18 protein-coding genes are annotated in these 17107 nt (G+C 51.0%); 10 read left to right on the forward strand and 8 right to left on the reverse strand.

The features are described 5' to 3' along the window. Positions 1-139 precede the first annotated feature (139 nt). Positions 140-955, forward strand: a complete 816-nt coding sequence (locus ACYVIC_RS04570; protein ID WP_460857686.1) for a DUF2884 family protein — start codon at positions 140-142, stop codon at positions 953-955. A gap of 97 nt (positions 956-1052) precedes the next feature. Here ACYVIC_RS04570 and ACYVIC_RS04575 read toward each other — a convergent pair whose 3' ends face one another. From ACYVIC_RS04575 to ACYVIC_RS04590, 4 genes are read right to left on the reverse strand one after another with little or no spacing between them, the layout of a single operon-like run. Beyond that, on the reverse strand, positions 1053-2027 hold the full coding sequence (locus tag ACYVIC_RS04575; RefSeq protein WP_460857688.1) for an L-threonylcarbamoyladenylate synthase: 975 nt from the start codon (positions 2025-2027) through the stop codon (positions 1053-1055). Further along, positions 2024-2818, reverse strand: a complete 795-nt coding sequence (locus tag ACYVIC_RS04580; RefSeq protein WP_460857690.1) for a DUF6671 family protein — start codon at positions 2816-2818, stop codon at positions 2024-2026. Before ACYVIC_RS04580 ends, ACYVIC_RS04575 begins: the two co-directional genes overlap by 4 nt. Next, positions 2815-5235, reverse strand: coding sequence for a putative inorganic carbon transporter subunit DabA (locus ACYVIC_RS04585; protein ID WP_460857691.1), 2421 nt, complete (start codon positions 5233-5235; stop codon positions 2815-2817). The genes ACYVIC_RS04580 and ACYVIC_RS04585 overlap by 4 nt, the downstream gene beginning before the upstream one ends. After that, positions 5232-6665: an NADH-quinone oxidoreductase subunit L gene (locus ACYVIC_RS04590; RefSeq protein ID WP_460857692.1), complete on the reverse strand. Its 1434-nt coding sequence runs from the start codon at positions 6663-6665 to the stop codon at positions 5232-5234. The genes ACYVIC_RS04585 and ACYVIC_RS04590 overlap by 4 nt, the downstream gene beginning before the upstream one ends. Before the next feature lie 59 nt (positions 6666-6724). Between ACYVIC_RS04590 and ACYVIC_RS04595 the strand changes: the two genes are divergently transcribed. From ACYVIC_RS04595 to ACYVIC_RS04610, 4 genes are all read left to right on the forward strand, one after another. Further along, on the forward strand, positions 6725-7606 hold the full coding sequence (locus ACYVIC_RS04595; RefSeq protein ID WP_460857694.1) for a LysR family transcriptional regulator: 882 nt from the start codon (positions 6725-6727) through the stop codon (positions 7604-7606). A 75-nt stretch (positions 7607-7681) separates the two neighbouring features. Next, positions 7682-8029 carry a RidA family protein gene (locus tag ACYVIC_RS04600; protein ID WP_460857695.1) on the forward strand — a complete coding sequence of 116 codons (348 nt, stop codon included), beginning with the start codon at positions 7682-7684 and terminating at the stop codon, positions 8027-8029. A 195-nt stretch (positions 8030-8224) separates the two neighbouring features. After that, the gene (locus ACYVIC_RS04605; RefSeq protein ID WP_460857697.1) at positions 8225-9052 is read left to right on the forward strand and encodes an ABC transporter permease subunit; all 828 of its coding nucleotides are present in this window, start codon (positions 8225-8227) and stop codon (positions 9050-9052) included. Continuing rightward, positions 9049-9960, forward strand: coding sequence for an ABC transporter ATP-binding protein (locus ACYVIC_RS04610; RefSeq protein WP_460857698.1), 912 nt, complete (start codon positions 9049-9051; stop codon positions 9958-9960). The genes ACYVIC_RS04605 and ACYVIC_RS04610 overlap by 4 nt, the downstream gene beginning before the upstream one ends. Here the strand turns inward: ACYVIC_RS04610 and ACYVIC_RS04615 are convergent. After that, positions 9957-10880, reverse strand: a complete 924-nt coding sequence (locus ACYVIC_RS04615; protein WP_460857700.1) for a matrixin family metalloprotease — start codon at positions 10878-10880, stop codon at positions 9957-9959. The genes ACYVIC_RS04610 and ACYVIC_RS04615 overlap by 4 nt on opposite strands. Before the next feature lie 108 nt (positions 10881-10988). Between ACYVIC_RS04615 and ACYVIC_RS04620 the strand changes: the two genes are divergently transcribed. The 3 genes from ACYVIC_RS04620 to ACYVIC_RS04630 are packed head-to-tail and all read left to right on the forward strand — an operon-like array spanning position 10989 to position 12783. After that, positions 10989-11435 carry an NfeD family protein gene (locus tag ACYVIC_RS04620; protein WP_460857701.1) on the forward strand — a complete coding sequence of 149 codons (447 nt, stop codon included), beginning with the start codon at positions 10989-10991 and terminating at the stop codon, positions 11433-11435. Positions 11436-11471: 36 nt separating this feature from the next. Beyond that, positions 11472-12410, forward strand: a complete 939-nt coding sequence (locus tag ACYVIC_RS04625) for an SPFH domain-containing protein (protein WP_460857703.1) — start codon at positions 11472-11474, stop codon at positions 12408-12410. Between the two features lie 19 nt (positions 12411-12429). Continuing rightward, entirely contained in the window at positions 12430-12783 is a 354-nt protein-coding gene (locus tag ACYVIC_RS04630; RefSeq protein ID WP_460857705.1) for a hypothetical protein, read from the forward strand. Positions 12784-12880: 97 nt separating this feature from the next. Here ACYVIC_RS04630 and ACYVIC_RS04635 read toward each other — a convergent pair whose 3' ends face one another. The 3 genes from ACYVIC_RS04635 to ACYVIC_RS04645 form a co-directional block, all read right to left on the reverse strand. Further along, positions 12881-13534 (reverse strand): arginase family protein, encoded by a 654-nt coding sequence (locus ACYVIC_RS04635; protein ID WP_460857815.1) that lies wholly within the window; start codon positions 13532-13534, stop codon positions 12881-12883. A 68-nt stretch (positions 13535-13602) separates the two neighbouring features. Continuing rightward, positions 13603-14520, reverse strand: a complete 918-nt coding sequence (locus tag ACYVIC_RS04640; protein WP_460857706.1) for a matrixin family metalloprotease — start codon at positions 14518-14520, stop codon at positions 13603-13605. 50 nt (positions 14521-14570) lie between these two features. Then, positions 14571-15866, reverse strand: a complete 1296-nt coding sequence (locus tag ACYVIC_RS04645) for a Xaa-Pro dipeptidase (RefSeq protein ID WP_460857708.1) — start codon at positions 15864-15866, stop codon at positions 14571-14573. Between the two features lie 207 nt (positions 15867-16073). On the opposite strand from ACYVIC_RS04645, the gene ACYVIC_RS04650 reads away from it, so the two are divergent. Beyond that, the gene (locus ACYVIC_RS04650; RefSeq protein ID WP_460857710.1) at positions 16074-16490 is read left to right on the forward strand and encodes an organic hydroperoxide resistance protein; all 417 of its coding nucleotides are present in this window, start codon (positions 16074-16076) and stop codon (positions 16488-16490) included. Between the two features lie 136 nt (positions 16491-16626). Continuing rightward, a complete protein-coding gene (locus tag ACYVIC_RS04655; protein ID WP_460857712.1) occupies positions 16627-17091 on the forward strand; it encodes a MarR family winged helix-turn-helix transcriptional regulator in 465 nt (154 codons plus the stop codon). Positions 17092-17107 lie beyond the last annotated feature (16 nt).

The raw sequence follows: 17107 nt of genomic DNA on the forward strand, positions 1-17107 counted from the left end.
GAAAAGCACTAATCTCGGGAAAATATTTAACGCCAGAATTTAAATTTTTTGATAAATAACATAGACTTAAATTTTGGCATCAACTTTGTAATAGCTATGGCGTAATCAATAACGGCTAAAGGCCAGAAGGATAACCAAAATGAAAAACTTACTTATTGCCGGCGGTTTTATGTTAACCAGTTTAAGCAGTGCCGTTATGGCACATGACAACAGCAGCTGCAATGTTAACTTTGATAAAGATCTGGCTATTAGCAGTGCTCAGGTCAGCATGCAAGATGCTGGCACTGAGTTGTGGCGCATCAACGACAACGGCGAGCTGTGGCTGGAAGGCAAAGCCGTAAAAACTGATAGCAACACCCGCGCTTTGCTGCGCGAGTATCACGCCGGCATTCGTACACAAACATTAGAAACGGTAAGTCTGGTTGAAGATGCGCTGGTATTGGCAGCCGATGCTGTCAACTCAGTACTGACCGAATTGACCGGTGAGACGCTGGATAAGCATCCTGCACTGCAAACTGCGCTGGACAACATTCGCACTACAGCTGCCGGTGTGGTTAATCGTGATGGCGATAACATCTACATTTACGGCAGCCGCTTTGACAACATTGACAAGGCCTTCGGCCCTGAATTTGAACAGGCAATAGAGCACGCAGTAACGCAGTCGATGAGCAGTATTTTTACCATTATCGGCAAAGCGATGGCCAGCGGTGAAGGAACTTTTGAGCAGCGCATGCAGGCCTTTGGCGAGCGGATGGAGCGCTTTGGCACCGACTTGGAGCGGCGCATGAAAGATAAATCTCAACTACTGGAACAGCGCGGTGGCGCTATGTGCGCCAACCTGCAGCAACTGGATGCACTGGAAACGCAAATTCAGCAATTGTTGCCACAAATGCAACAGTACGACTTAATTGACGTAGGTCACAATAAGACCACCGCCTTTTATCTGTTTAACTAACAATAGCTTAAGTTAGCCACGTTTAATGTTCGATCCCAACCACGACTTTGGCGCGCTGCTCTCATCCTTACAGCGCGTCTTTTTTGTGTTTAATTGGTCAACCCCGGTTACTGCTGGCACGGCTTAGCCGGTCATTTACTGCACGCCACTCGTCTGTATCGGGCGGCAGTTCGCACCAAATAGCGCTTACCGGTAATTTGTCTGCATCAAACAAGCTTTGATAAAGCGCTCTGGCAAATGCAGTAGCCAGTGTTGGCATGGTTAATTTTGTCACCTTAGCGCTGTCGATAACATCACTGTAGTGCAGTAATGCTATAGGTTGTTGCAGCTGAGGTAAATGCAACAACAATTCTTCACGGCTAAAACACAACAGTGGTTTTTCAGGCTGATAATGCGCACTAACATTGCCCGGTACCGCCACATTATGCTGGCGGGGCTGGGCTACCGGCCGGCCCAGCACGGCTTCTATTTGTGCCGCGCTAATAGGGCCAGCGCGGACTATAGTGGGTATGGTTTGCGTCAAATCAATGATGGTCGACTCGACACCAAACTGGCAGTCTCCACCGTCTAATACCGCGCTTACCTTACCTTGTAGCCCCGTCATCACATGTTCTGCAGAGGTTGGGCTAAGTTTTTTATAAAGGTTGGCTGAGGGGGCAGCCACAGCCAGCTGCTGCTGTTGCAGTATATTAAGCAGCACCGGATGTGAAGGCATACGCAAACCCACAGTATTTAAACCGCCGGTGACTACCGGGTTAACATGCCCGGCTTTGTGTAGCAATAGCGTTAGCGGGCCGGGCCAGAATGCCTCTGCCAATGCATAGGCGGCGGTGTTAACTTTAGTTGCCCAATCGTTCATCGCTGTTTTGTCATGTAAATGCACAATTAGCGGGTGGTTCGTCGGGCGGCCCTTGGCAGAAAAAATGGCACTGACAGCATCAGGGTTGGTGGCATCCGCCGCCAGGCCATAAACCGTTTCTGTTGGTATAGCTACCAGCTTACCTTGTTTGAGCAAGTCACCACACAGCGCCACATCTGTAGCATTATCTGCGTGTAACATTAATGTTTTCATGGGTTACACTCCGGGCAATATTGTGGGTCGGCATAGCGCTGGGCAACGTTATGCACCATGCTGTGCTGACAACGTTGGCAACTGGCCTGTTTTTGTAGTGTTAAACCAGTGGCACTGCCACAGGCTTCACAAGGTAAACCCGGCACGGCTTTATCTGGCCAGAATCCCGGGGTATGACAAGCCGGACATAGACTATTTAAGCGCTGCCACAGGTCATCAGCGGCCTTAATAATATGGCTTTGCCGCTCAGGGCTTAAATGCGCACGTAAATCATAGCTGAGGCTAATGTCGCCCTTTGCCAGCAAGCGTAATGCCTGTTGCTGCGCCTCTGCATGATTTAAGCCTTTAACAATAACGCTGCCTTGCTGCAGTAACAAAAACTGCCCTGCGGCTACTTTTTCCAGTGCTTGTTGTAACTGCTCTGCAGTGCTGATCTGCCACTGCTGCGCCAGCGACGGCCCGTAAAAGCGGCCAGTTACTGCCCAACCTGCTGCCACATTAACGCAGCACAGCAGTTCAAGGTTAAAGGTGCCCAAGCCGTAAGGCCCTGGCGAAAAACTGCCTTCGCTGCCGATGCCGATGTCGGCACCGGACAGCTCTGCAGCTATTGCCGCCTTGCGCAAAGCGCATTCATACGGCGACATAAACCTTGGCCGCTCACCGGAAAAGCTACCCAGGGCATCGGTGTCAAAACTGCTTAGCTCAGTAAGGTGCCAGCCAAGCCTGCTTAATACCGGCGCAATCAGTCGCGCTTTGTCATGTTGGGTAAGTATTGCCGCCTTTAATGTCATAAGGTCACCGGCTGCCAGCTGTGTTGTTGCCACTGGTGAACACTGCCATCGTCCGCAAGCTGATACAGATACAGCCAGTGATTATTTACCAGTGCCGCGACATCGGCTGAGCGACTAATCACGCCGGCAATAGCCTCACGCGGTGCGGCAATAACCACGCTTAAGCGCACCGGCTGATGCATTAACTTTATACCGTCATGCACCGACTGCCAGGCCAGGCCGGTACGTAAATCTCCGCCGTTGCCTTCAAATACGCCGATATGGCCTGCCACCACATTGTGCAGCAGTTTATTGCCGCAACCGTATTTATCCGGTGCCACCACAGAGGCATAGTATTGCAGGTTAATCCAGTTCGTCACGACCATAGGCGCGGTCATAATAGTATGCAACAAACTAAAATCAGTATCTTTGCTGGCATCGTAGTCATGCAAAAACGCCCGGCCTTTTAAATCCAGCTCTTTTGTCAGTTGGCGCGGCGCCACAATAAAGGCGGCATTGTTGGCCAGGCCCCATTCCGGCCGCAGTTGTGCCCAGTCGTTACTGCGTAGCTTAAAAAATCGCGCTAATGCGCTGTCTGTTTGGGACGTTTGCCCAAATTGTGTCGCTCGCTGCTGGCGCGCCTGAGTGCCTGCTGCGGTTAACCAGCTTAGCCAATCGGCTTGTGCGGGCGTTTGATAAACCTGCAGCTCATCTGTTGTGGTGTGGTGCATGCCGGCATAAAATCGCGTATCGGGTGCTATAGCGATGCCATGATTCGTACTCAACTGCTGCCTGACTGCGTCATCATTAAGCATTTGCGCCAGCACCTTTACATTTACCTCACCGGTTTGGCCGCCACAGGCGCCACAGTCCAGTGCCGCCGCATGCGGGTTATTACAGCTGTTGCTGCCATGACCAAACAACAGCACCACCGGCGCCAAATTCGTGGCTAAACCCATTGCCGTCAGTATCGCCGCCGCTAGCGATGCTTGTTCAGCGTCCGTTAGCGCTTGTTGGCCGTTAAGCAGCTGCCAGCGGCTATCATCCAGCAGTTTATTCAGCGCGTGTGGTGCTGCAGGGCGCAAAAACGCGCGCTTAATCAGGCTTAGCAGTTTTGTCGGGCCTGCAGCTTCTACCATGCCTAAACTGGACGACGCCAGATCGAAGCTTTGTTTCCAGCCGAGGTTAGGCTGGCGCGATAACGGTGCGCTATCCGGCTTTACTTGCGTCACGGTTAGAGCCGGTGCCAGCAAGCCGGGTAGCTGTGGCCGCTGCAACGGGCCATCAGCCGCTTTGTAGGCGATGGGTAAACCAAAAAAGCCCGCAAAACCAAGCGTTTGAATATCACAGTGTTGCTGCTCCAGTGCGCGGCGCATCGGCTCTGAGCGCACATCTATACAAAACGCGGCTTGCACAGCAGGGCGGACACGTGATGTAGCGTTAAGCTTAAGCTGTTGTTGCTGCAGCTGGTTCAGCAGTGGCTGCTGCACACTTAACTCTAATGCGCGCTGCCATACCTGACGCACTGCCAATTGCTTCTGTGCCTGGATCAAGGCCACATTATATTGTCGGGCTTGTAGTTGCAGCGCTGGAAGCAACGTACTGTGTTGAGCATTTTGCTGCTGACTGTGCTGCCATAACACCCAATCCCAACCCAGCAGCATATATAACAGCTGACATACCGCATCATTGTCGCTGTTGCCTTGCAACTGCTGCTGCCAATCGAGCCAGGCTTGCCAGCCAGCCCAGCCGGACAGGCTTTGTAACAAGGCTTCAAAGTAGGCAAGCAGGCTTTGCTCATCTGCGCACCAGCTTTCCAGCCAGGGTTGCATTTGCGCCAGCAGTTGGCCGGGCTGATCCGGCAGCGCAACAAATAACGGCGTCAGTTTAGTACCGGTTAGCACCTGTAGCCCTTTGTCTTGCCTTACCACACTAAGCCAGCTGTGATAAGCATGATCCTTGCTATCTGCCTCAACGCTAAAACGCTCCGGATATTGATGGTACAACGCTAAAAACTGGCTAAGTTGCTGCACAATAAGCTCCTGCCATGGCAGCTTATTATGCCGGCCGGCGCCACAGAGGTGTTCGGTTAAACGCTGCCAATGGCCAGCTTTAACCGGCTTGGACAACGCCGCAACAGCCTCATCTACGCTGATGGCCAGTTGTGCTTCGACTAATGCCTGGCGTAGATGCTGCGCCGTGATCTGGTGTGGGTATTGTGTCAGGTACCACTGGGCACTCATCAGGCAGTCAGTACCGGCCAGTAACTGTTGCTCTGCGCACACCGCAGAAAACAGTTGTTGCCGCTTCGGCCACCAGGGGTTAACGGCAATAAGCTGATCCAGTGGCCACTGCGGTGCGATCTGGCTGGATGCGTACTTAATCAGTGCCATCATGTTGGCGTCAGACATCGGTATGCTGCTGGTTACTGCGCTCATTTTAACTCCTGCAATGCTGCTAATTTCTGCTCCTCAGACAGTTGTCTGCTGCTGTAAGGCCATATTTTTAACGTAATGCGTGTCGCCCATTCATCCAGATAACCGCCGGCATTCAGCCAGATAAATACCTTATTCATCGTTTTATGGTGGCTTTGATAACGCAATAGCAGCGCGACGATAAATAAGCCGCTAAAAGCAATACTGCTTAGCGCATCAGCGGCCAGCGTGACGCTATGCGGCGTCGGCATAACCGGCTGTAACAGGGTTTTCAGGCTAAAATACAGCGCCAATAAACCGATTGCGTAACCCAGAGCCAACAGCAACCTCGGTATGCGCTTGTTATCCGCCACATTTAACGCCGGGGCCAATAAAACAGTTATCGCCAGTACCAACAGTACGGCACTGCTTAAACTAGATAGCGGCAACAACAGTTGTGTCAGCCATAGCAAGCCTGTCGCTAGTAATAGCGACAACAGCCAGTGCCAGGCACTCGGCTGGGCTTGTCCTGCCAATTGCGCCGCCAGGTAGTGATTCACCGCATTACCGCTGTGCAAAAAGGCGTACGCTTTGTAACAGGAGTGTGCCAACAGGTGCAGCAGTGCCAGCGTATAGAGGCCAAGTGCAATTTCTACCAGCATCAGACCCATTTGCGCCACGGTAGACCAGGCCAGCCGCACTTTGATACTGATCCGAGTGCTCATAATTAGAGCAGCCAGTATCGTGCTAATCAGTGCTGTTATGAGCAGTATGCTGCTGGCGATAGCGCTGTAGCCCAGTAGCGGCGCAAACAACAGCAACAAAATGCCGCCTAAGTTAATAATGCCGGCATGTAATAATGCTGATACCGGGGTTGGCGCCTCCACTACCTGGATCAGCCAGCCATGCATCGGCAACTGAGCACACTTAAGCAGTGCCACCAGCACCAGCAATACCGCAGCACTGTGCAGAATGGGGTTGGCCGCATCTGCTGTGCTTAGCAGCAAGTTTATTTGGCTGATGCTGGCGGTATCAAATTGCAGGTACAGCAGTGCAAAAGCTAGCGCCAGTAACATTTCACTCAAACGGGAGCTGAGGGCTTTTTTATGCGCTGCCAACTGCGCCCTTGGTCGTTCCGGGTAAAACAGCAGCAATTGTTGCAGTGCCAGGCTAATACCCACCCAACCCAGCCAAAACAATAGCAAATGGTTACTCAACAGTGTAAACACCACCGCCGCAAGCGTTGCGGCCAGTGCGCGCATAAAACGGGTCTTATCAGTTTCGCCGGCTAACGCCGTTGCGCTATAGCGCCAGATCACCACCGCTAATAATGCCACCAGCGCCAGCAATACCAGCTTAAAAGAGTTAATAGTGAACAACATTTGCATAGTGCACCCAGAGCCAGAATAAACTGGCGCTATTGTGCGCAGCACACTAGTATAAGTAAAATACATAATAAATGAATAAACGTTCGCTTTAATAGAATTATTTAACAGGGCTATTTAACAAAGCTATGAACCGGCTTAATTACCACCATCTATATTATTTCTGGCAGGTCGCCAAAGGCGGCAACCTGACCGAAACCGCACGGCGGCTGCATATTTCGCAGTCGGCTTTGTCGGCGCAAATTAAGCAATTTGAACACAGCATGCAGGTGCAGCTGTTTTCACGCCAGGGCCGAAAACTGGTCCTGACCGACAGTGGCTATCAGACATTAAAATATGCTGAAGATATCTTCAGCAGAGGTGCTGAGTTGGAACAGTTGCTGCTAAAAGGCATACAGCCACAAAGCAGCCCGATACGCATTGGTACCCTGGCCACCATGTCGCGAAATTTTATTGAAAGCTTTATCACGCCTTTGTTGGCCACAGCTGACAGCCGTTACAGCCTGGTGTCGATGAACCAGACTACGTTACTTAATGCCCTGGCTCAGCACCAGCTGGATCTGGTATTGAGTAACATTGCGGTACAGGGTAACGACAGCCAACTATGGCAATGCCGCCTGCTGGCCCGCCAGCCGGTGGCTGTGATTGGTCCACCGGGTAAGGCGCTTAACCATAATTTAGCTGCCTATCAACAGCAGCGCTGGGTATTGCCGCCGGTACAAAGTCCAATCCGCACTGCTTTTGATGCATTGGCCGCGCAGTATCAGCTACGGCCGGACGTAGTGGCGGAGGCCGACGATATGGCAATGTTACGTTTGTTGGCGCGTGACAGCGGTGCGCTTAGCGTTATGCCCGAGGTTGTGGTGAAAGACGAGCTAAAAAGTGGTCGGTTGCAAAAGTACCTGGCATTGCCGCAGGTGTATGAGAATTTTTATATCATCACTACTCAACGCGAACTGCTGCATCCGCAGCTTGCTGTGCTATTGCAGGCTTTTACGCAAACGGCCTGACAGGGACGCACTGCTCCGACTGGTCAGTGGCATTAGTTCAGGTTAGCCTGTAGTAACTAATCTGAGGAGTAACGCATGACCATACAACGTATTTTACCTGCCAGCCGCTATTCTGAAGCGGTGATTGTTAACGGCTTAATTTTTTGTGCCGGCATGGTGCCGGACACCCACAGCACCGATGCAACCTTACAAACCGAAGATGTGTTGGCCCAAGTTGATGCCTTGTTGGCACAGTGCGGCAGTGATAAAACCAAGCTGGTTGACGCCACCATTTATCTGGCTGATATGGCCGATTATGCTGCAATGAACTTAGCCTGGGATAACTGGGTTGCACCCGGCCATGCGCCTGCCCGCGCCACGGTAGAGGCTAAGCTGGCTGACCCACACTGGAAAGTTGAAATTAAAATTACTGCCGCCCAATAACGTCGCTAACGCGCTGCTGTGGGATATTAGCGCAGCAGTGCGAAATGGTTAAATTAACGACTTTTTCGTTTAATGGTTTATATTAAATGCTGTGATTTATTTTTAACTTTATGATTTTAAATAAATAATAACTGGCACTAATACTGCTTCATGTATGTTGTTAATCGTTATTTCTACTTTGCACAGGAAGCTGCTATGTCTAATCCGTTACTGCTACTGCAACATTGCCAGTTGTATGCCGGCTTTGAATTACGCCGGTTATGGCAAACCCGCCCCGGTTTGATGACACTGGCCGCCACCGTGGTGATTTGGGCACTATTATTTCGTTACGCCATCGTGCCAGCGGCAGATTTAATTGCTTCTCGTGGTTTCGTTAACATGATAAGCAGCTTGTTTGGCAACGCCGGCTTGCAGCAACTGAGCAATTGGCCGGCGCCAGAGCTGGCAGTGTACTGGTTGTTTAGCTTGTTATTGTTACCGCTGTTTAGTCTGTTTTTTACCGCTAACCAATTATGCAGCGATTTAGAGCGCGGCACCCTGCGTTTTTTAAGCTTGCGCAGCAGCCGCAGCAGCATAGTGCTGGGTCGCTTTGCCGGCCAGATGCTGGTGCAAGCCAGCCTGGTTGTGTTTACGCTGCTGGCAACTCTGCTGTTATCGGCCTGGCGAGCAGAAGGCCTGTCGCTGCAAATGTGGAATGCTGCGGCAGTGATCTTTGTTAACCTGTTGCTGGTGCTACTGCCATTTACCGCCCTGATGAGCGTATTTTCTGCCTTAGTGCGCACGGCCAAATTAGCCGTTAGCCTGGCAATTGTCAGTATTGGCCTGTGCTTTGGTTTGCTAAGCTGGTTTATTTTTTACTTTCCGGATTTTCTGTTTTTACTCGGTTACCTGCCCGGCACGCAAGTGATCCAACTGTTACCGCTGCATGGCTGGCAAACATTACAGCATGCCGCATTGCCGCTGGGGCAAAGCCTGGTGTTGCTGACGCTGGCAACGATAACCGTTAACCGGAGATCCTTATGAGTGCATTAATTAGCTGTGATGGCCTGAGTAAACATTTCGGCAGCAAAACCGCGTTGCAACAGGTTAGTTTTGAATTGCAGCACGGCGACACCGCCGCATTAATTGGCCCTAATGGCGCCGGCAAAACCACCTTATTTAGTATTTTATGTGGTTATCTGCGTGCCGACAGTGGCCAGGCCCAACTGCTGGGCCACAAAGCCGGTAGCAGTGAACTGTTTGGCCGGATCAGCGCACTGCCGCAGGATGCACAGTTTGACCCGGGTTTTAGTATTGGTGAGCAGTTGCAGTTTTATGGCCGCCTGCAGGGGTTAGCTGTTAAGGCCGCGATAGCCGAGACTACACGGGTGCTAACCCTGGTGGGGCTTGCTGGCGAAGCCGGGCAAAAAGCCGCGGCTTTAAGCCATGGCATGCGTAAACGTGCGGCTATCGCCCAAGCTTTTATCGGCCAGCCTGAGCTGGTACTGTTAGATGAACCCACCGCGGGGCTGGACCCGGCCAATGCATTGGCCATCCGGCAGTTGATCAGCCAGCTTAGCGGCCAGGTTAGCTTTTTAATCAGCTCACACAATATTTTTGAGCTGGAGCAATTGTGCAACAAGGTGCTCTATCTGGATAAAGGCCAGTTGCAGGCCAGCGAGACAACGGCTGTGCAGTCTGATGCGCCCCATTACCTGACCTTACAACTGGAGCAGGAAAGCAGCGACACCTTACTGCAGGCAATAAAGCGGTTACCTGGTTTAATCAGCGTGCAGCAACCACAGAAAAAACAATTAGTATTGCGGGTGCAGCGTGATCTGGCAGACAGCTTTGATATCAGTTTGCTGCAATGCCTGGCGGCGAACGGCTGGCGTTACCGCAGCCTGACACAAGGCCAGACACTGGAGCAAAAACTGTTTGATATTGCTTAAAAGTTGCACTGTTGGTTCAGCGAGCTGATATCTGAGCGGCTAAGCTCTGTATTAGCCGGGTTAAAGATGTCAGACATAATGGATGCATTGTTGCCATTGTGGCCAAGCCCCAGCGCATGGCCAAACTGGTGGGCAATACTCTGTGTCAGGGCTGCGTCAGTCTTGTAGGCGAATATGGTCATAGTGCGTTTGCCATCTGTTATCTGCATTTCACCAAATTCTATTGATGGCGCACTGTCTGGTTTTGGCTGACGGATGTTCCTGTCATTACTCATACTGTTGCGGTAGTCTCTTTCCCTTGATAATTGATCATACTGCTGTCTTATTGCATCGCCTTCGTATTCAAGGCGTTGTTGTCTTTGTTGCAGTGACGCCTGCTGTTGCTGATAGGCCTCGCTGCCCCAGGTACCGGAATCTCTGCTTCGTATTTGTAGCGCTGCCATATCGCGATCCAACTGTGCTTTATCGTTTTGGTAAGTCGTTGAGCGCTGATTCAGACGGCTTTGCTGTTGTTGCAGGGTTTCGTCACGAATATCGAGACGGTTGCTGGTTTGATACTGCCGGCTTTTTTGCAATGCTTGTTGCAGTAACTGCTGCTGTTGGCTGTCATAGCGAAAATTGATTGGAAAACCATCCAGGCTGTCATAACGAAATAACTCAGCGTTAAAGGCTTTATTCCATAATTGTGCCGCATCGTGAGCCGTTTGCTCGGCCTGCTCCGGTGTTAAACCGAAGCTGGGGTCTAGCTCACCAATGCGCCATAACACGGGTGTTTGACACAGTTCCCGCTGTAACTTGCTATCCGCAGTTTGATTAAGCAGCATCGGCATAGCCCGATTTATACTCATCGGCGTGAAAAATAATATATTTAGTGCCGCGATTAAAGCGATGCCGAATAAAATTTTTATAGCTAACTTCATTATTATTTCCTGATGAAAAACTGTTTTTACAACCTTGGCGGAACTGATTGACCACTTTGTATGGCTTAAGTTAATGTGCAGCTTATCAAGTGTTAAGGAGTAACGTAAGTGGATATAGCAACCTTATGGATTATTGTTGGTATAGTGTTAATACTGACTGAGCTGCTGGCCACCAGTATTGTGGCGGTATTCTTTGGTATTGCCGCTATTGTTGTTGGCCTGTTGTTACACTTTGGTCTGATAGAAAGCTATAGCACGCAGTTTATGTTGTTTGGTGTGTTGTCACTGGGGCTGTTACTGGTTGTGCGCGGCCAGTTTAAACGCTGGTTTGTCGGTTACACTGCCGACAGCCACGAGCAGCCCTCACGGCTGGCCGATGACATAGGCCGCCGCGTTACGGTACACAGTGATTTTCAACAGGGCGCCGGCCGTGTGGTGTTAAACGGCGTACAGTGGGATGCAGAATCAACTGATGACTTAAAAGCCGGTGATGTCGCCTTTGTAGTTGCGAACCACGGAATCAAGCTGGTGGTGTCTGCCGCCAAATCTGACTAATTTCATAGCTAACCATCTGTTTAAGGAGTAAATCTGGTGGAAACAATCGATATCAATACTATTTTAATGGCCGGCTTCGCGCTGGCTGTTGTTATTACCATTGCAAAAAGTGCCCGCGTGGTGCCGCAGAAAAGTAATTTTGTGGTCGAACGTCTGGGTAAGTACTCGCGTACTTTGGATTCTGGTTTTCATATTCTGATCCCCTTTGTCGACAAAGTGGCGTACATGCACAGCTTAAAAGAAGAAGTGATCGACGTGCAGCGGCAAACCTGTGTTACCCGAGACAATATTCAGGTGGGTATCGACGGTATCTTATACCTGCAAGTAATTGACCCGCATAAAGCCAGCTATGGTATTAACGATTACCGCTATGCTTCGGCGCAGTTGGCACAAACCACTATGCGCTCTGTTATCGGCCAAACCGACTTAGACAAAACCTTTGAAGAGCGTGCCAAAATTAACGAAGAAGTGGTAAAAGCGCTGGACGAAGCTGCAGCGCCCTGGGGTGTAAAGGTATTGCGCTATGAAATTGCCGACATCGAACTGCCGATCAGCATTAAAGATGCGTTAGAGCAACAAATGCGCGCTGAACGTGAGCGCCGTGCTGCCATTGCCAAATCTGAAGGTGAGCGCCAGGCGATGATTAACGTATCCGAAGGCCAGAAGCAGGAAGTCATTAACCTGTCTGAAGGCGACAAGATGCGGCAGATTAACGAAGCCGAAGGCCGCGCCCGTGAAATTGAGCTTATCGCTATCGCCACCGCTGAAGGTATTCGCCAGATAGCTGAAGCCATCAATCACCCGGGTGGTTCAGAAGCAGTAAGCCTGCGTGTAGCCGAGCAATACGTCAAAGAATTTGGCAATCTGGCCAAAACCAACAACACCATGATAGTGCCGGCCGAACTGGCCAATATCGGTGGCGCGGTTGCCGGTTTAACCGAGATTTTAAAAGTGGCGCAGCCTAAAGCCAAATAAGGCAGTAAAGGAGTGATATATGGTAACACAACAACTATTTAATGAAGCGCTGCTAAAACTGGCGGTGCTGATGTACCGCACAGACGGCAAAATCCGCCTGAACGAGCAGGAGCTGGTCGATCTGATTGCGGATGACCTGGCTTGGGAAGGCGCAAACAGCATTACGGCAGTGCAAAGCCAGGCGGTAGCTGAAGTGCGCGACGCCATTCGTGCCGATAAAGTAGAGGCCTATCTGGCCGGCTTAAAAGACGCCCTGATGTTCGACAAGAAAAAAGCGTTGGATACCGCCCGGCAGATTATGCAAAGCGACGGTGAAGAAGCACAGAAAGAACGTCGCTTGTACGACTACCTGCGCCAGCAACTGCTGGTGTAATAAGTTGCTATTACAATAAAAAAGCCAGCGAAATGCTGGCTTTGTTGTTTACGACTTACTGAAGTGTAGATACAGAACCTGTCTCTGAATACCAAAGTCACGAGCCCATCGCCGACACCGCTTTAATCCCTGCCGCTATCGCAGCTGCGCTCTCTTTGCCATAACCGCCGCCACCTAAAAATACCGTTGGAATATGCAGCGCTTTTAAGCGCTGGTACACCAGCTTATGGCTTTGCGCTACGTCGGCCACGCTAAGTGCTAAACCACCTAGCGGATCTGTTGCCAGAACATCTGTACCGGCTATCACAAAGGCGAGTTTATAGCCGTTGCTTAGCTGCTCCAATGCCGCACCAAGTTTATTCAGATATAACTCACCGCCGGTACCGCTGGCCAGTGGTAAGGCGATATCAACTCTGCGCCGGCTTACCGGGTCGTTGGGGTAAATATCGGCGTTGTACACATCAAGCAAAGTGACGTTTTTATTTTCGTGAAAGGTACGGGCATTGCCGTTACCATGGTGGGCGTCGATATCGATAATCAGTATTTTGTCAGCTGCTGTTAACTCGCCACTGGCGATAAGCTGCTGGTAACTAATGCCAATATCGTTATAAATGCAAAAACCTTCCATTCGATGCGGGCTGGCATGATGATAGCCCCCTGCAAGGTTCCAGGCGTCGTTACCGCCAAGCGCTAACCGGCTGGCGGTTAATGTACCGGCGACGCCCCAAAGTTTATTAGGGACGCACCCTATAGTTTATTAGGGACGCACCCTATTAATGGTTAAGCGGAGCGCGGCTTATTTGCGCAAATTTTGCCAGCTTAAAACCCGCACTGCTGTTTAAGTGCGGCAATATCGTCTGCGGTCAGGCCTTTTTGTTGTGGGTTGAGGGCGTAATGCATTAACGAACTGCTGCTGTCTGTGTGGCCCAGGCCTAAGGCGTGGCCAAATTCATGCGCTATGGTCAGTTGTAAGGCTGCGGGGTTGCTGTAGGCGAATATGGTCATGCGGCGCTGGCCGCTGGTTATTTCCATCAGGCCTACTTCAGCGGCAGCCAGTGGTTGCTGTTGCGGCAGCAGTGCATTGCGGTCTGCGACGGTGTCGTTGAGGTAGCGTTGCTCGCGCTGCAGTTGTGCCTGCTGCTCGTTTAATTGCTCTGCCTGTTGCTGTAACTGCTGCTGGCGTTGCTGTAACAGCTGTTGTTGCTGCTGTAGGGCAGCAATATTACGCTGGTTTGCGTTGGCTGCTTGCTGCTCAAACGCCGCAATGTCTGCAGCAAGCTGTTGGTTTTGTTGCTCAAACTCATGCTGACGCTGTTGCAGCTGTGCGCTTTGCTGCGCCAGGGTGGTGGCACGCCGGTCTATAGTGCTGTCGTAGCGCTGTATATTCCGCTCGAGCAAAGCCTGTTGCAGCATCTGTTGCTGGCGCTGATCGTATTGAAAATTAATCGGGAAACCGTCCAGGCTATCGTAACGAAACAGCTCCTGTGCAAAGGCTTTGTTCCACTGTGCTGCAGCATTGTGCGCTGCCTGTTCGGCTTGATCTGCGGATAAGTCAAACGCCGGGTCTAACTGGCCAATGCGCCACAGCACTGGCGTTTGGCAAAGTTGTTGCTGCAGGGCGCTAACTGCGGTTTGTTGCAGCAATTGCGGTAACGGCCGCTTGGCGTCGAACCAGGCTGACAGCAGCAAATAGCTACCTAACAGCAGTAGCGCAAAAAATACCAGTCTGGCGATCATTATGTTCTCACTGTAAGACTAATAGCGGCAAGGTCGTTATCTAATCAGATTTAGTTGGCCATTTTTACCAGTTGGCCGCCTTTAATAATCAACGGAATATTTTGCAGCAAACTTATCTGCTCTAATGGATTTCCCTTTACCGCGACTATATCAGCGTAGGCACCGGGTTCAAGTACGCCAACATTCAACTGGCCAGCTGCGTTGCGCCAGTTCAGCAACTCAGCTGCATTAATGCTGGCGCTTTGAATTGCCTGCAGCGGTGTCATACCCCATTGCACCATGTACTCCAATTGCAGCGCGTTCAGACCATGAGTATAAACGCCGGCGTCCGTACCATAGGCCAGCTTTACCCCGGCTTTTACCGCTTTGCTAAAGTTCTGCCGTTGCAGTTGGCCAACAGTACGCTCTTTTGCCAGTGACTCCGGCAAAATACCGGCCGCTTCGCCTTGCTGCAAAATATAGTCACTGACATAAATGTCCATTACCAGATAAGTGCCCTGGCGTTTGGCCAGCTTGATGGCTTCGTCGTCAATAAAGCTGGCGTGTTCGATAGAATCTACGCCGGCTTGCAGCGCCCGTTTAATACCACGTAAGCCATGGGCATGGGCGGCAACGATGGCACCACGGTCGTGGGCTTCGGCGACTAACGCCTGCATTTCTGCCAGGCTGTATTGGCTGGCGTTGACATCGGTATTGCGCGACAACACGCCGCCGGTGGCAGTGAATTTAATCACGTCGGCACCGTATTTCATATTGCTGCGCACTTTGGCGCGGATAGCATCGGCACCATTGGCGACCCCGTCGGCACTGGCCTGATAAATATGTGGCAGTAAGTTGTTGTCGCAATGGCCGCCTGTCATGCACAAGCTGGGACCGGATACCCGCATTCTGGGGCCGGCTATTTCGCCGTCGTTAATGGCATTGCGCAGGTCGACATCAGCAAAACCGCCAGCACCCAGGTTGCGCACTGTGGTAAAGCCGGCGTTGAGTGTTGCTGTCGCTGCAGTAGCGCCAAACAGCGCCTGCCGGGCCGGCGTTTGCTGCAGACGACGATAGCCGTGCGCGGTCGGATTGGCGGTCAGGTGTACGTGCATATCAATTAAACCGGGCATGACGGTATAAGCCGTTAAATCTGTGCGCGCTAAATGTTGCTCTGCTGTGCTGAGTTTTGCGACTGGCACTACGCTGTGTACTCTGCCTTGCTCGACTAAAATGGCCTGATTTGCCAGCAGCTTACCGCTGCGTACATCCAGCAGCTGGCCGGCGATAATAACCGCGTCAGGTTGTGCCAGTAGCGTAGATGACAGCAGCAGAGTGCTAACACTGAGCAAGGTGGTTAATTTCATAATGTAGTTATTTCCGGTTAGGTATTGGCGTTATTCTACAAGGTTGTATCGTTATAACAAATTAAACTTGCGCAACAATAGTTATTGCAATAACATTATGTGCAAGCTACATGCAGCAGATACTTGCCGGTGGCCAACCCAATACCAGGTTTTGTTAAATCATATGATTATCGCGATAATAGTTATTGCACAGTAATGGAGAATGCTATGAATGTATTATATAAAGCTGACGTAACCAGCACTTCTGGCCGTGATGGCCGCGCGCTTTCGAGCGATGCAAATCTGGATGTGAAGCTGAGCATGCCAAAAGAGCTCGGTGGTAATGGTGCTGCCGGTACTAACCCGGAGCAATTATTTGCTGCTGGTTATTCGGCCTGCTTTTTAAGTGCACTGAAGTTTGTTGCCAGCCAGGCAAAAACGGCCCTGCCAACCGAGGCTACTGTTCGTGCCGAAGTCGGCATTGGCCAGATTGAAACAGGTTTTGGCCTGGATGTTGAACTGTTTATTGCCTTGCCTGGTATCGATGCTACGGTAGCACAGCAATTGGTGACTAAAGCTCATCAGGTCTGCCCATACTCAAACGCTACCCGCAACGGTCTGGAAGTACGGCTGACGCTGGTGTAATGCTGCCACTGTTGCCGACACTTAGTGCAATAACCGTTAACGGCTGGTGACCGCTGGCCGTTATAATGGCATGATTCACTACCTGTGCAGGTAGCAGAGTTAATGCCGTTAGCACGGCGCAAAACAGGGGCTTACTATGTCGGACGCAGCAAATTTAGCATGTATTTCGCCAGAGCAAAGGCTAAAGCTGGATAATCAGCTTTGCTTTGCGCTTTATTCGGCATCATTGGCGATGACCAAATCGTACAAGCCATTGCTGGATAAACTGGATCTCACCTACCCACAATATCTGGTGATGCTGATTTTATGGGAAAAAGACGGCGTGGCGCTTAAAGATATTGCGCAAAAGCTGTTTACTGAATCTGGTGCCTTAACACCGGTATTAAAACGGATGCAGGAGATGGGTTTGCTGATCCGTGCCCGTAACCCCAATAGCGAGCGAACGTTGGAGATCCGTTTAACGGAACAGGGCCGGGCGTTAAAAGCCAAAGCCTTGCAGGTAAATGAGACCGTAGCATTGCAGTGCGGCGTTGGCATGAGCGATATACAGGCTCTGCGCGATCAACTGGTCACGTTGCGTAACCAGCTGATTAAACTATGACAGTTACCGATGTTGG

It is taken from the genome of Rheinheimera gaetbuli (assembly GCF_054781935.1).